Genomic DNA, 14,594 nt, shown 5'->3' on the forward strand with positions numbered 1-14,594 from the left:
ATAAAATGGCAAAAATTGTAAAATTCGACTCTGAAGCAAGAGCGGCAATGATAAGAGGTGTTGATATCCTTGCTAACACAGTAAAAGTTACTCTTGGACCAAAAGGTAGAAATGTTGTTATCGACAAATCTTATGGTGCACCAAGAATTACTAAAGATGGTGTTACTGTTGCTAAAGAAATTGATCTTGAAGATAAATTTGAAAACATGGGTGCTCAAATGGTTAAGGAAGTTGCTAGCAAAACAAATGAAGAGGCTGGTGATGGAACAACTACAGCAACTATATTGGCACAAGCAATTGTTAAAGAAGGTGTAAAATATGTAACAGCTGGCATGAACCCTATGGATGTTAAAAGAGGAATAGATGCAGCAGTAGATCATGTTAAAGCAAGCTTAATTGCTTCAGCAAAAAAAGTAAAAGATACTGATGAGATTGCTCAAGTAGGAACTATTTCAGCTAATGGTGATAAAGAAATTGGTAACATGATTGCAAAAGCTATGCAAAAAGTTGGTAACGAAGGTGTTATTACAGTTGAAGAAGCTAAGGGAGTAGAAACTGAGTTAGACGTTGTTGAGGGTATGCAGTTTGATAGAGGTTATTTATCACCATACTTTATTACTAACGCTGATAAAATGATTACTGAGTTAGAAAACCCTTTCATCTTATTACATGAAAAGAAATTAACCAACTTACAACCAATGGTTCCACTTTTAGAAGCTGTTGTACAAGCTGGTAGACCACTAATGATTATTTCTGAAGATGTTGAAGGCGAAGCTCTTGCAACACTAGTTGTAAATAAACTTAGAGGTGGTTTAAAAGTTGTTGCAGTTAAAGCACCTGGTTTTGGTGATAGAAGAAAATCAATGCTTGATGATATTGCAATTTTAACTGGTGGTCAGGTTATTTCTGAAGACATTGGAGTTAAACTTGAAAATGTTAAACTTGCAGATCTTGGATCTTGTAAGAGAGTTAAAGTTGATAAAGATAACAGTACAATTATTAGCGGCAGTGGTAAAAAATCTGAAATTGAAGCTAGATGTGCTCAAATCAAACAACAAGTAGGTGAAACAACTTCTGATTATGACAGAGAAAAACTTCAAGAAAGACTAGCAAAACTTGCTGGTGGAGTTGCTGTAATCAAAGTTGGTGGTGCAACTGAAGTAGAAGTTAAAGAAAGAAAAGATAGAGTTGAAGATGCTCTTAACGCGACTAGAGCTGCTGCTGAAGAAGGAATAGTAGTTGGTGGTGGTTGTGCTCTTTTATACGCCTCACAAAGTCTAACTACACTTAAAGTTAAAGGAGATGATCAAAAAGCTGGAGTTACGTTAGTGGCTAAAGCTTTACAAGCTCCTATTAGACAAATAACTTTAAATGCTGGAGTTGATGGTTCAGTTGTAGTTGGAAAGCTACTTGAACAAAATAAAAAGAACCAAGGTTACGATGCTCAGAATGAAGAATACGTTGATATGTTTGCAAAAGGTATCATCGATCCTGTTAAAGTTGTAAGAACAGCTTTACAAGATGCAGCTTCGATTGCTGGATTACTTGTAACTACTGAAGCCATGATTGCTGACAAACCAGATGACAAAGATTCTGGTGGTGCTGCTGGTGGAATGCCTGGTGGAATGGGCGGCATGGGTGGCATGGGTGGCATGGGTGGCATGGGTATGTAATCCCACGCTTTCTAAATAAATTTATAAAAGGGCAGTCTTTACTGCCCTTTTTTTATGTCTGTACTATAAAATCTGCAGTGAACTTTGCAGTGAACTTTCTAAATAAGTTATATTCCATGCGGTAAGTATGCGAATGTAGTGCGAATGTAAATCCCGACTATCTAGACTTAAAAATTATAAAAACCCTTTTGTACCTAGAAATTTAAAAACTCCGAGGGTAGGAATACTTTTGGTTTTTTTTGTTCTAAAAAATAATTACCATTTAGTAATTTGATTACATTCTGACTTAATTTTTGTACGCAGTTCTATAAGAAAATGATTTAATAACTAATTTTTTTTTAACCCCATAAATTGATCTGGCATTGATTTAAGTTTAAGATTTTTAAACTTATCTTTTTTAAGATAAATTGAATTACAAATCATTTTAATAAAACTATATCTACTAAATCTTTTATTATTAGAAATTTGTATAATTTTTCTTTTTAAAAATGACTTTTTTGCTCTAACTAAAATTAATTTTTTATAAACATAATCTACAACTTTTTTAGCATTTATTGGACTACAATAAATGTCATCACAAAGATAAAAATATTTTTTTTTTTTATATTTACAAGTGAATTGAAAACAAATCCAGATTTAAAAAATTCACCATATAACATGGGTAATCTAAATATTATTGAATTTGAAAAATTAAAAATTAATTTTTCACCATTCAATTTTGTTTTACCAAGAACTGTTCTTGGTTTTGGTAAATCTTCCACTTTATGTAATTTATTTATCCTTCCATCATGAATTGCCTCTGTACTAAAATGAACAAAAGTAGTTTCAATTTTTTTACATAATTGACAAATTTTATAAGGAAATATTGCGTTTATTTCATTTGCTAAATCTGGCAACCTTTCACATTGATTATGGTTCGTTAGTCCATAAAAGTTTAATATGAAATCAGGTTTAAAATTCAAAATAAAATTTTTAAACTTTTTATTATTTTTATGATCAAAACCCTCTTCTCTTCCTATTGAAACTAAATTAATTTCAGGCTTATTCTTCATGAAATATTGAAAATGTTTTGATAAATTTGAGTTTTTACCAATAATTAAAACTTTTATTTTTGACATACGGATCAAGAATATTTGAAAATGACCTTTGAAGCAATGTTTTTGGTTTTTTTTCTGATTTATAATTAACTAATGATGAGCCTAACTTTGAAAATAAAGACTCAAGAGTATCAAAACTCTCGAGACGATACATTCTACAAAAGAATATCCACTTTTACCGTTAGATTAATAATTAGAAAATTTGAAAAAAGGTCAGGACTTTTTATAGTTTTTTAATATCTTTTATTTATTTTTATATTTTTCATCAAGTTTCTGTATTCAAAAATAATCTCTTCTTTTTCTAATTTAGAGATTTTTGATACTATATAATCAACTAAATCATAAGATTCGAAGGAATAAAAAAGAATTAATGCTATTTTTTTTAATTGCTCTAAATCAAATTTATCTAATAAATCTAATTTTTTGATAAAAACACAATCTAATTGGTGCAAATGGTGTAAACCAGAGTAAATATTGTTTTGTAAAATTACTGGTTTAAAACAACGAGTATTGATTTTATTAAATGAATGTAATTGAAAACCTAAATTTTCTAATTGAAGACATATATGTGCAAAAGATTTTTCATTTTTATAAAGTGGTCTTGGTGAAGTTTCTAATTGAACAATAAGGCAATCATTTATTATATTATTTCCATTTTTTATCACTTCATACTCATAACCTTGCACATCAATCTTTAAAAAATCTATTTTTTTATCAAAATTTATATCATCTAATTTCTTTGTTTGAATTTTTATTTTTTTTTTAACTTTTGCCCAGTTTGAAAACCCATGAAATAATTCAAGATATTCAATATCTGGTTCTAAAATTGATGTCATTCCAGGAGCAGCACAAATATTTAAGGTTTCACTTTGACCATTGCCAACTGCATAGTTAAAATATTTTTTTTTATCTGTTGAATTTAATTTTTTAAATTCCTCTTCGTTAGGTTCAAAACCATACAAAAAACAATTAACATTTTTAAATAATTCATCAATGAATGGTGTTGGGTCTACTGGACTTGCTCCAATATCACAAATTACCAAAGGTGATTTATTTTTTATATAATTATTTATCATGATTAATGATTATATTGAAAGTATCAGATATTAAATAATATTAAACACTCATTGATATTAAATATCAATTATTCAATATTGATTGCTTTAGTGCTTTGTGTTAGAAATTATAATCTTCAATATCAGTTAAAAAAAGACTTATTTAGGATTATTAATTGCTGAAGTATTTATCCTGATATCTGGAAGATTTATTTCTACCTACATGTTTTATAAAAGTTTAAAATCTTAAAAATGAATGTTTTGTATTTTTTTATTAAACCGTTATAAGATTGACATATGTCAAAAAGATACAGTGGAAAATCATTTAAAGACTCAAGTACTGCAAAAAAACCTAAATTAAGCCTTAAAGAAAAAAGAAAAAATAAAAAAGAGAAATCTAAAAAATCTTAGACTTTAGCTCTTTTTTGACTGTGTTTTTTGAAGGTAAAGCTTTTGGGTCTATCACTTCTACCTTTAAACTTCTTCTTTCCATCAAAACTAGAACTTTTTCTCTCTCCACTAGTGGATGAACTTTCAGATGTTTTTTTTCCAAAGTATTTAGGATTATTTGTGAAGCCTGTTGGTTTCGAGTCATCTTTTTTAATAAAACTAGATTTTCCTTTATAACCGAAACTTTTTTTCTCGCCGTCTCTTGATGTTGAGCTAGATCTTCCATAGCTAGATGGTTTTGATTTATCTCCAAAACTAGATTTTCCTTTATAACCGAAACTTTTTTTCTCGCCGTCTCTTGATGTTGAGCTAGATCTTCCATAGCTAGATGGTTTTGATTTATCTCCAAAACTAGATTTTCCTTTATAACCGAAACTTTTTTTCTCGCCGTCTCTTGATGTTGAGCTAGATCTTCCATAGCTAGATGGTTTTGATTTATCTCCAAAACTAGATTTTCCTTTATAACCGAAACTTTTTTTCTCGCCGTCTCTTGATGTTGAGCTAGATCTTCCATAGCTAGATGGTTTTGATTTATCTCCAAAACTAGATTTTCCTTTATAACCGAAACTTTTTTTCTCGCCGTCTCTTGATGTTGAGCTAGATCTTCCATAGCTAGATTTTTTTTCATCTCTGAATTTTCTTTTTTTATTGTATGGCGCTTTTCCTCTTTTACCACCTCTTGAATCTCCTCTTGCTCCACGTGGCGCAGGTTTAAAATTTGGATCAATTAATTTACTAATTTCGTTCCACATCGACCTATCATCTGGTGTAAGAAAAGTTAAAGCAGAACCTTCTGTTCCTGCTCTAGCAGTTCTTCCAATTCTATGAACATAATCTTCTGGCACTTGTGGAAGGTCATAATTTATTACGTGCTGAATTAATGGAATATCTAAACCTCTTGCAGCAACATCTGTTGCAATTAATATTCTCTTAAGGCCTTTTCTAAATGAAGTAATTACACGATCCCTTTTACTTTGACGAAGATCTCCATGAATAGCGTCAGCTGAATGACCTTCTTCTTTAAGACGCTTAACCATTTTATCAGCACCTCTTTTAGTTTTAACAAAAACTAAAATTGATCCTTTTCTTGCTATAAATTGATCTACTAGTTGATCGTATTTATTTTCTTTAAAAACTTGAAGGGTTTCTTGTTTAATTTTTGCAATAGGAACTGATGTTGACCCTGTTGAAATTCTTTGGGGCTTATTTAGATATCTTTCAGAAATTCTAACAATATTCTGAGGTAATGTTGCTGAAAATAATAAGGTTTGATGATCCTTTGGAACAAATTTTAAAATTAATTCTATTTGAGGAGTAAACCCCATGTCCAGCATTCTATCAGTTTCATCTAACACTAAATATTTAGTAGCTGATAAATTTAAGCTTTTTCTTTTTAAGTGATCATTAATTCTTCCTGGTGTTCCAACAATTATTCTAGATCTGTTTCCTAGTTGTCTAAGTTGTTTTTGCATTGCCTCACCACCAATAAGCAAGGCAGTTTTAATATTAATTTTATCGCTAATAATACTCTTAATTGCAGCCATTACTTGAGTTGCAAGCTCTCTAGTTGGGCACATAACTAACGCAAAAGCATTTTTATCTAATATTAATTTATTAATTAAAGGGATACTAAAAGCTAATGTTTTTCCAGTTCCTGTTTGGGCCGTTCCTAAAATATCTTTTCCCTCTAAAGCAACTGGTATTGCCATAGCTTGAATTGGAGTTGGTTTCGTAAAATTCATTTTTTCCAATGAATTTTTTAACGAATCTTCTATTTTTAGTAATTTAAAGTTTTCCATTTGGGTATTTAGATTTTTTAAAACTTAAGGAGATATGCTCTTAATCCTTTAATACGTCTAATTTGTATAGCGATATCTATACGTTTTTTTAATAATCACAAGAAGCTAATTTTTTATTAAAATAGCTTTAATAAGGAAATAATGAGTTTTTTTAAGTTTTCAAATGACTCAATTGATGTATAAAAGCCTCAAATTATGAAAAACAATATTCGAAACATCACAATTATTGCACACGTCGACCATGGTAAAACTACCATGATTGATACCCTTATGAAACAGAGTGGTTCATTTAGAGAAAATGAAGTTGTTGATGAAAGGTTAATGGATTCTGGTGAGCTAGAAAAAGAAAGGGGAATTACTATTTTAGCTAAACCTGCTTCAATCAACTGGAAAGATTCAAGAATTAATATTATTGATACACCTGGTCACAGAGATTTTGCTGCAGAAGTTGAGCGTGTATTAAGTATGGCTGATGGAGCATTATTACTTATCGATTCTGCTGAAGGTGTAATGCCTCAAACAAAATTTGTTTTAGCAAAAGCTCTTAAGCAAGGATTAAGACCAATTGTTATAATTAACAAATTAGATAAAGCAGATCAAAGAGCTGATGAAGTTTTAGATGAAACATTTGATTTATTTGTAAGTTTAGATGCAAATGAAGAGCAATTAGACTTTCCAGTTTTATACGCTAGTGGAAGATCTGGATGGGCTAGCAAAGAAGTTGATGGACCAAGAGAAAATCTTCACCCACTATTAGATTTGATTATAGAGCATGTAAATCCTGCTGAGCTTGATAAAACGAAGCCTTTCGCAATGCTATCTACTTTATTGTATGCAGATAGTTTTTTAGGAAGAAGCTTGGTTGGAAAAATATCTCAAGGTACAGCAAAAGCTAATCAACCTATTAAGGCAATAAATCTTAAAGGTGAGAAAGTTGATGAAGGTAGATTAACTAAAATTTTTAGATACGAGGGAACAAAAAAAGTACCCATCGAAGTTGGTGAAGCGGGTGATATTGTTATAATTGCAGGTTTAGAAAAAGCTAACGTAGCTGATACAATTTGTGATCTAGAAGTGACTGAACCAATACACGCAACGCCCATAGATCCTCCCACTATGTCTATTACTATAAGCGTTAATAGTTCACCTTTAGCTGGGACAGAAGGTAAAAAATTAACAAGTACTCAAATCAGAGATAGATTGGTCACTGAAGCACAAAACAATGTTGGGATTTCTTTTTCTCAAAATAATAATGTAGATGCTTTTGTAATTAGTGGACGTGGTGAATTAATGCTTGAAATCTTATTAACACAAATGAGACGTGAAGGTTTTGAGATGACAGTAAGCCCTCCAAAAGTTTTGTTTCAAAAAGATGAAAATGGAAACAGAATGGAGCCTATTGAAGAAATCACAGTTGATTTAGATGAAGAGTTTTCATCAAAAATTATTGATTCGATGAACAGAAGAAAGGGTAAATTACTCGATCTTAAAGATACAGGAAAAGATAAAAAAAGATTAATCTTTCATGCACCAACAAGAGGCTTGATGGGTTACACAAGTAGGTTTTTAACTTTAACAAAAGGTACTGGTGTAATTAATAGAATCTTCCATGGTTATGGAAAATTTGAAGGTGAGATGGATGGCAGAAAAAATGGTGCTTTAATCTCAATGGCAAACGGAAAAGCTGTTGCATTTGCGATATTTAACTTACAGGCGAGAGGTGAAATGTTTGTAACTCATAATGATCCTGTTTATGAAGGAATGATTGTTGGATTGGCCCCAAAAGCTGGCGATATGATTATTAACGTTATGAAGGGTAAACAGTTAACTAACATGAGAACTCAAGGAACTGACGAAAACGTTGTGCTAACTCCAGTAAGACAAATGTCAATTGCAGAACAGCTAAGTATGTTAAATACTGATGAAGCATTAGAAATTACTCCTAAATCTCTTAGATTGAGAAAAGCAATTCTTAATCCTAATGATAGAAAAAAGAACGAAAAATCGTCAACACCTCTTTAATTAAAAAACTTTCTAACAATAAATAAACTAAGAGCAACAGCTGGTCCAATTCCAAAAGCAAATAATAAAGTTCCAACTCCTACTGTACCGCCCAAATACCAACCGATAGACATCACTGTAATTTCAAGAAAAGCTCTAACAATAGCAATCGGTAAATTTGTTTTTTTTTGTAAACCAACCATTAGTCCATCTCTTGGTCCGGCTCCTAAATTAGCCACTAGATAAATACCACCACCAAGCCCTACTGTGAGTACCGCTATAATGGCCAAAAATATTTGATAAATATAATTTTCAGGTGTTGGCACAAATTTTATGCAGATATCAATCATCAAGCCAATAATTATTGCATTTAAGATTGTTCCAATTCCAGGTTTTTGTTTTAAAGGTAACCACAAAAGTAAAACACCAATGCTTACAAATATAGTTATTATTCCAGTAGAAAAATCGACATTCAATGCAATACCTTGTGCAAGAACAGACCAGGGTGAGGCTCCAGCAAAAGAGACAATTAGTAATCCCTCACCTAAACCAAATAAAGTTAATCCAAGACACAAAAAAAAGAAAGTTGAAATTTTTGGTTTATGATTTAATGGTTTTTCAGAACTCCAATAAACTTTAGGAATATTTTTAATTTTCAAGAACATTTTTTAATAAATTACTTCTTTTAAAATTAAAGTCTATTATTGTTAACACTTTATGAAAAAATTTTTTATACTAATTTTCTTTTTAACATATTCACTTAGCTCTAATGCCCACATGGCACATTATAATAAATTTAATAAAATTGAAATGGAGATTTTAAAAGATGGTGAAGTAATTGGCTATAATTACTATTTTTTTAAAAAGGATGGAGATAAGACAACAGTCACAAATCAAATTAAGTTTACAGTAAAGTTATTTGGGGCAACAATTTTTGAAATTGATGGGTACGGAGAAGAAAAATATATTAAAGATAAATTGATTTCTTTTAATTCTAAAACACTTCAAAATGATAAAGAAAAATATGTAGATTTAGAATTTAATGAACAAACAGATAAATTTGATATTCAAGGTTCTTCCTATAGTGGTGTGGCATCAACAAAAAACGTAATAGGAAACTGGTGGAGCCACAAAATTTTGCAAACTGATAGTCAAATTAGCCCAGTATCAGGTAGTATCAAAGAACAGATAGTGACGTTTATCGGTAAAGAAAAAATTGAACTTTATGGTAAAACTTATGAGGTAGATCATTTTAAATTAACCTCAAAAGACATGTCTTTACCAAAAGATAAAAGACTTAATTTTGATATATGGTTTAATAAAAAAAATTCTTTAATTTTAAAAGTTACTTATTCTAGATTAGGAAATTGGGAATATAAGGTTAAAAAGTTTGAATAAAATTATTTATTTATTTTATTAAAAAGATCTTGAGCACTTATCCATCCTGATTCTAATCTAGGTCCAACAAACCAATCCGCACAAACTCCAAGGTTTAACGAGGAATTCCAGTAACTTTTAATTCTTAAAGGTTTTGAGTTAGATGAATATTTCCATCCATGATTTAATGAAAATAAAACTTTAGTTTTTTTGATACCTGTAAGTTTAAAAAACTGCTCAATCAAAATTTTTGTATTCAGTTTGTTATTTTCTCGATTTTTATTAATCTCTTTATTTGCCCATGAGTAAGTACTTTGTAAGGTCCAAAGATCATTTTTACTTTTAAAACGCATTTTACTATTTTCATTTCCAGCCCAGCCTAAAATTTTATCATTAAAAAAATAACTACTAACATTAAGTTTACTTTTTTTTGTTGTCATCATGACAGTTATATTCGCATCCATTTTAATTCTTTTATTGATAAATGAATGTTTAATATATTTTTTTGAAAGTTTTTTTAATTGAGGGAATGGACAAGTTAATATCAAAGATTTATAAAATTTTATTGATCCATCTGAAAAAGATATTTCCCAAACTTTTTTTCTGTTAGCAATTTTAATAACCTCACTACCAAAATTACAGTTAATATTTTTTAATAAATATTTACTAATTGCATTATTTCTCTTTTTACCAATTATCTTAATATGGTTCTTATCCTCTTTTTTATTATCATTAAGAAAAATATGATTTCCCGTCCAATTTTTAAGAATTTTTTTTGAAATTAAACTTTTTATAAAACTTTTAAATTGGATACTTTTTGGTGAAATATACTGAACACCATGATCAAAGCTTTCATTCTTATTAAGCTTTTTATTAGATGATCTTCCCCCAACCCCTCTTGCCTTATCATAAACATCTAATGAATATTTTTTACTAAGGGAGTTTGCAATTGTTGCACCAGAAATGCCAGAACCAATAATACAAAAGTCCTTCATTTACCTGCAACTACCATACCTTCTATTAACATCGTAGGAGCATTTGTAGAATATTTAAACTCAAGATCGTCAGCTAAGGTAATGTTTTTGAATATGTCTTTAAAATTTCCAGCAATAGTTATTTCACTTACTGGATATTTAAACACTCCATTTTCAACCATAAACCCTGTGGCACCAACTGAATAATCTCCTGTAACTAAATTGCTTCCATGACCGATGGTTTCTGTAACGTATAAAGTTCTTTGGTTTAATTTTAATAAGTCCTTGTATGAAATAGAACCTTTTTCAAAATATAAATTACTTGTTCCACCACTTCTACCATTTGACTTAAGGTTTAGCTTTTTCCCATTGTAAGTATCCACTAAATAATGTTTTAAAATACCTTGATCTACTAATTTTAATTCATCAGTTTTTACCCCTTCAGAGTCAAAATATCTTGAACCTAATCCTTTAATTATATTGGGTTTATCAAAAATATTTATTGAAGATGTAAATATTTCTTCATTAATTTTATCTTTTAAAAAAGATGTACCTCTTGCAATAGAAGAAGCAGATATTGCACTTGCAAAAACACTCAACATTCCTTTTGAAATTCTTCTATCAAAGACAATACTAATTTTTTCACTTTCTATTTTTTTTGGATCTAATTTTTGTAATGTTTTTTTTGCTGCTATTGCACCAATTTGGCTAGGCTTTAACATATCATTTAGATGACAAGTACTGGTAAATTCATAATCTCTTTCCATTTTATTATTAGAATCTTTTGCTACGGCGACACATGATGCTGAAAAAGAAGAAGACTTATAGCCATTTAAAAAACCATCACTGCTTGCTAATATAAAATTTGATTTTGACTCGGAGAAACCAGTTTCTGTATTAATAATTTCTTTTTTTTGGAATGCAGCTTCTTCTACTTCTTTTAAATATTCAATTTTTTCATCATTCTCTATATGGTCATCATCATATAAATTTAGATCATTAATTTTATTAGCCAGTAAGTCTTTATCCGGCAATGAATTATATTCATCTTCTGGAGTAATTTTTGTTGTCTCAATACATCTTTCTACCAATGTCTTGATATTTTCTTCTGTAAGATTTGAAGAAGAAATACTTGATTTTTTTTTACCAATATAGGTTGTCAGACTAACGCCTAAACTATCTGATCTATCAGATTCGTCTAATTTTTTATTTCTAAAATTTACCGTTTCTGAGATGGAGTGCATCACAGCAGCAGTTGAATCTGTTGCTCCAAGTTTTTTTGCTAAATCTATGCAAAAAGAAGCTGTTTTTTTTAAATAATCTTGATCTTTAACCATATGATTTATAATTGAGTTCCGCCAACAGTCATTTTATCAATTAAGATCGATGGTTGCGCCACACCTACTGGAACACCTTGGCCAGCTTTTCCGCAAGTTCCAATACCTGGGTCGAGCATCATGTTATTTCCAACTAATGAAACCTCTTTTAAAATAGAAGGACCATCACCAATTAACGTTGCCCCCTTAATAGGTGATCCAATTTTACCGTTAATAATTTCATAAGCTTCTGTACAGTTAAATACAAATTTTCCTGAAGTAATATCCACTTGCCCACCACCAAAACTTACTGCAAATATTCCTTTATCAACCGATTTAATCATCTCTTCTTGAGAATATTTTCCATTTAACATCATGGTATTTCTCATTCTTGGCAGAACAACATGTTTGTAACTTTCTCGTCTTCCACTACCTGTGGATCTTGTATTCATCAATCTAGCATTAAGCCGATCTTGCATAAAATTTTTTAATATGCCGTTTTCTATTAAAACAGTTTTTTCAGTTGGTGTCCCCTCATCATCTATTGTTAAACTTCCTCTTCTATTATGAATAGTTCCATCATCAACAATAGTAACACCTTCACTGGCAACTCTTTGGCCCATTAAATTATGAAAAGCAGATGTTTTTTTTCTATTAAAGTCACCTTCAAGGCCATGTCCTATAGCTTCATGAATAAGTATTGCTGGCCAACCTGATCCTAAAACAACTTTCATTTCTCCTGCTGGCGCAGGTTTACTTTCAAGGTTTACTGAAGCAATTCTAAATGCTTCATCACATACTTTTTTCCAATTATCATCTTTAAGGTATTCATCATAAGATTGTCTTCCACCAATTCCATAAACTCCTGTTTCTTTTTTTCCATCTTTCTCAAGCATAACCGAAACATTGAAACGAATTAAAGGTCTTACATCTGTTAAAACTTCACCTCCAGATCTTATAATTTCTATAGATTTATGTTCACCTGAAAAACTAGCGGTGACTTGTTGCACTATTCCACCTTTAGCTCTCGTATAGTTGTTAACTTCTTTTAAAAGATCCAATTTAGATTGTAGTGATTTTTCTTCTATTGGATTAACATCTTTATAAAATTTTTCATTAGATTGTGGAATTTCATGGTTGTAAATACCTTTTTGAGATTTTAATGTTGAGCTTAGATTATTGGCGGATTGTTTTAATGATTTTTTTGAAATTTCATTTGAATGAGAATAAGCTACTACTTCACCAGTTACGGCTCTTAAGCCATATCCTAGATCAGAACTATAGCTGGAGCTCTTTATTTTATCATCATCAAGTATAATAGATTCGCTTTTAGAATTTTCTAAATAAAGTTCACCATCATCACAATTATTTAATGTTTCTGAAATAATACTTTCCGCATCTTTTCTTGATAAATCTGTTTTAGTAAAAAAATCACTCATACATAACAAATAATAGTTATAATTATTTTTTCAATTGTCGTATTTCGCACATATACAATCTATCGGATTCTCTATAATTTTAGGGATAAATTAAAAAAAAGGACAATATAATGAAAAAATTTGATGAATTAATGAACGTTTCTAACGAGATACAGAATATTTCAGTTGATGAAGCTAAAGAAAAACTAAATGACCCAAATGTGCAATTTGTAGACGTAAGAGATAAAGATAGTTTTGAGTCAGAAACTATTGGTAATGCTGTAAATTTAGAAAGAGGCTTATTAGAATTTTATCTTGCTGATGGAAGTCCTTTAGAAAATGAAATGTTTAAGAAAAATCCTGATAAAGAATATATAGTTTTTTGTGGTCTTGGAGGTCAAAGCACACTTGCAACAAAAACTATGAAAGAAATGGGAATAAAAAACGTAAAAAATATGACTGGTGGAATGACAGCTTGGAAAGATAAGAAATAGATTGTGAAAGTTTATTTTAATAATTCATGTAAAATTTGCCAAGCAGAAATAAATTTGTATAAAAAACAAAATATTAAAGACATAGAGTGGGTAGATGTCACAAATAATAAATCAGCTGAAATAGAAACTCAAAAGAATGCAGAGAACCTTCTACGTAGACTTCATGTGAAAGATGGTGAGAATGTAATCGGAGGAGCGGAAGCTTTTTTATTGGTATGGAAGAAAATTCCTAAGTATAAGTTTCTTTATAATTTTTTTAAAGCTCCAATAGTTTTTACTTTATTTTCATTTTTTTATGAAATTATTGCTTTCTTTTTATTTTTAAAAAATAAAAAACAACTTTTAAAATAGGTTTTTGATGTTGAGAAAAGGTGCTGAATAAAATATATTTTATTTATGAAATTTTTTATACTATTTTTATTTATATTTAGTTTTATTTCTTCTGTTCAGTCCTCTCAAAAAAACAATTTAAATAATCTTTTTGATCAACTTCAAAATATTAATAATTCAAAAAGTGCTGCTTTATTGGAACAAAAAATTTGGTCTATTTGGAATAAACATCCCAATGATCTTAGGTTAACTGAAAAGTTAGAGTTTGGAACTGAGCTGATGCAATATGGAGATTATAATTATGCACTAAAAGTTTTCAGTAACGTACTAAAGAATGACCCTAAATGGTCTGAAGCTTGGAATAAAAGAGCAACTTTATATTTTTTAATGAGTCAGTTTACAAATTCATTAAATGATATTGATAAAGTTTTAGATATAGAGCCTAGACACTTTGGGGCTTTATCGGGACAAGCAAGAATTTTCATAAAACTTCAAGAATATGAAAAAGCAATTAAGAGTATTGAGAGCGCATTAAAATTCTACCCCTCATTTAAAAGTCGTGAACTAATACCTGAAATTGAAAGACTAATTAAAGAAGATAGTATCTAAT

Annotated in this window: 13 protein-coding genes; 6 read left to right on the forward strand and 7 right to left on the reverse strand. The window is 29.8% G+C overall.

Annotated features, from left to right (window positions below):
- Nucleotides 1–5: 5 nt before the first annotated feature.
- A complete protein-coding gene (groL, locus tag ABXT45_RS06070; protein ID WP_415313168.1) occupies nucleotides 6–1,673 on the forward strand; it encodes a chaperonin GroEL in 1,668 nt (555 codons plus the stop codon).
- Nucleotides 1,674–2,224: 551 nt separating this feature from the next.
- Here groL and ABXT45_RS06075 read toward each other — a convergent pair.
- From ABXT45_RS06075 to ABXT45_RS06085, 3 genes are all read right to left on the reverse strand, one after another.
- Complete coding sequence (locus tag ABXT45_RS06075) at nucleotides 2,225–2,791, reverse strand: sugar nucleotide-binding protein (RefSeq protein WP_415313170.1); 567 nt, start codon at nucleotides 2,789–2,791, stop codon at nucleotides 2,225–2,227.
- Between the two features lie 212 nt (nucleotides 2,792–3,003).
- Complete coding sequence (locus ABXT45_RS06080) at nucleotides 3,004–3,846, reverse strand: FkbM family methyltransferase (protein ID WP_415313172.1); 843 nt, start codon at nucleotides 3,844–3,846, stop codon at nucleotides 3,004–3,006.
- 386 nt (nucleotides 3,847–4,232) lie between these two features.
- Nucleotides 4,233–6,074: a DEAD/DEAH box helicase gene (locus ABXT45_RS06085; protein ID WP_415313174.1), complete on the reverse strand. Its 1,842-nt coding sequence runs from the start codon at nucleotides 6,072–6,074 to the stop codon at nucleotides 4,233–4,235.
- Between the two features lie 195 nt (nucleotides 6,075–6,269).
- On the opposite strand from ABXT45_RS06085, the gene typA reads away from it, so the two are divergent.
- Complete coding sequence (gene typA / locus ABXT45_RS06090; protein ID WP_415278088.1) at nucleotides 6,270–8,096, forward strand: translational GTPase TypA; 1,827 nt, start codon at nucleotides 6,270–6,272, stop codon at nucleotides 8,094–8,096.
- Here typA and ABXT45_RS06095 read toward each other — a convergent pair.
- Nucleotides 8,093–8,740, reverse strand: a complete 648-nt coding sequence (locus tag ABXT45_RS06095; protein WP_415313175.1) for a YczE/YyaS/YitT family protein — start codon at nucleotides 8,738–8,740, stop codon at nucleotides 8,093–8,095. The two genes, typA and ABXT45_RS06095, sit on opposite strands and share 4 nt — an antisense overlap.
- Before the next feature lie 52 nt (nucleotides 8,741–8,792).
- Here ABXT45_RS06095 and ABXT45_RS06100 point away from each other — a divergent pair, with 52 nt between their 5' ends.
- Nucleotides 8,793–9,473 carry a DUF6134 family protein gene (locus tag ABXT45_RS06100; RefSeq protein WP_415313177.1) on the forward strand — a complete coding sequence of 227 codons (681 nt, stop codon included), beginning with the start codon at nucleotides 8,793–8,795 and terminating at the stop codon, nucleotides 9,471–9,473.
- Nucleotides 9,474–9,475: 2 nt separating this feature from the next.
- On the opposite strand, the gene ABXT45_RS06105 is transcribed toward ABXT45_RS06100, so the two are convergent.
- Genes ABXT45_RS06105 through tldD form a run of 3 tightly spaced genes read right to left on the reverse strand, consistent with a single transcriptional unit; the run spans nucleotide 9,476 to nucleotide 13,181 of the window.
- Entirely contained in the window at nucleotides 9,476–10,447 is a 972-nt protein-coding gene (locus ABXT45_RS06105) for an NAD(P)/FAD-dependent oxidoreductase (RefSeq protein ID WP_415313178.1), read from the reverse strand.
- Nucleotides 10,444–11,763, reverse strand: coding sequence for a TldD/PmbA family protein (locus ABXT45_RS06110; protein WP_415313179.1), 1,320 nt, complete (start codon nucleotides 11,761–11,763; stop codon nucleotides 10,444–10,446). The genes ABXT45_RS06105 and ABXT45_RS06110 overlap by 4 nt, the downstream gene beginning before the upstream one ends.
- 5 nt (nucleotides 11,764–11,768) lie before the next feature.
- Nucleotides 11,769–13,181, reverse strand: a complete 1,413-nt coding sequence (tldD, locus tag ABXT45_RS06115; RefSeq protein WP_415313181.1) for a metalloprotease TldD — start codon at nucleotides 13,179–13,181, stop codon at nucleotides 11,769–11,771.
- A gap of 110 nt (nucleotides 13,182–13,291) precedes the next feature.
- On the opposite strand from tldD, the gene ABXT45_RS06120 reads away from it, so the two are divergent.
- Genes ABXT45_RS06120 through ABXT45_RS06130 form a run of 3 tightly spaced genes read left to right on the forward strand, consistent with a single transcriptional unit; the run spans nucleotide 13,292 to nucleotide 14,593 of the window.
- Complete coding sequence (locus ABXT45_RS06120; RefSeq protein WP_415313182.1) at nucleotides 13,292–13,654, forward strand: rhodanese-like domain-containing protein; 363 nt, start codon at nucleotides 13,292–13,294, stop codon at nucleotides 13,652–13,654.
- 3 nt (nucleotides 13,655–13,657) lie between these two features.
- A complete protein-coding gene (locus ABXT45_RS06125) occupies nucleotides 13,658–14,005 on the forward strand; it encodes a thiol-disulfide oxidoreductase DCC family protein (RefSeq protein ID WP_415313184.1) in 348 nt (115 codons plus the stop codon).
- A 45-nt stretch (nucleotides 14,006–14,050) separates the two neighbouring features.
- Nucleotides 14,051–14,593: a tetratricopeptide repeat protein gene (locus ABXT45_RS06130; protein ID WP_415313186.1), complete on the forward strand. Its 543-nt coding sequence runs from the start codon at nucleotides 14,051–14,053 to the stop codon at nucleotides 14,591–14,593.
- The last annotated feature ends 1 nt before the right edge of the window (nucleotide 14,594 follow it).

Source organism: Candidatus Pelagibacter sp. Uisw_106, assembly GCF_047724975.1.
Classification (GTDB): Bacteria; Pseudomonadota; Alphaproteobacteria; order Pelagibacterales; family Pelagibacteraceae; genus Pelagibacter.

Excerpts from the sequence above, each read along its gene's own strand:
- ABXT45_RS06075 (WP_415313170.1), bottom strand. The coding sequence starts at position 2,791 with ATGTCAAAAATAAAAGTTTTAATTATTGGTAAAAACTCAAATTTATCA.
- ABXT45_RS06085 (WP_415313174.1), bottom strand. The coding sequence starts at position 6,074 with ATGGAAAACTTTAAATTACTAAAAATAGAAGATTCGTTAAAAAATTCA.
- groL (WP_415313168.1), top strand. The coding sequence starts at position 6 with ATGGCAAAAATTGTAAAATTCGACTCTGAAGCAAGAGCGGCAATGATA.
- ABXT45_RS06080 (WP_415313172.1), bottom strand. The coding sequence starts at position 3,846 with ATGATAAATAATTATATAAAAAATAAATCACCTTTGGTAATTTGTGAT.
- tldD (WP_415313181.1), bottom strand. The coding sequence starts at position 13,181 with ATGAGTGATTTTTTTACTAAAACAGATTTATCAAGAAAAGATGCGGAA.
- ABXT45_RS06100 (WP_415313177.1), top strand. The coding sequence starts at position 8,793 with ATGAAAAAATTTTTTATACTAATTTTCTTTTTAACATATTCACTTAGC.
- ABXT45_RS06120 (WP_415313182.1), top strand. The coding sequence starts at position 13,292 with ATGAAAAAATTTGATGAATTAATGAACGTTTCTAACGAGATACAGAAT.
- typA (WP_415278088.1), top strand. The coding sequence starts at position 6,270 with ATGAAAAACAATATTCGAAACATCACAATTATTGCACACGTCGACCAT.
- ABXT45_RS06110 (WP_415313179.1), bottom strand. The coding sequence starts at position 11,763 with ATGGTTAAAGATCAAGATTATTTAAAAAAAACAGCTTCTTTTTGCATA.
- ABXT45_RS06095 (WP_415313175.1), bottom strand. The coding sequence starts at position 8,740 with ATGTTCTTGAAAATTAAAAATATTCCTAAAGTTTATTGGAGTTCTGAA.
- ABXT45_RS06105 (WP_415313178.1), bottom strand. The coding sequence starts at position 10,447 with ATGAAGGACTTTTGTATTATTGGTTCTGGCATTTCTGGTGCAACAATT.
- ABXT45_RS06130 (WP_415313186.1), top strand. The coding sequence starts at position 14,051 with ATGAAATTTTTTATACTATTTTTATTTATATTTAGTTTTATTTCTTCT.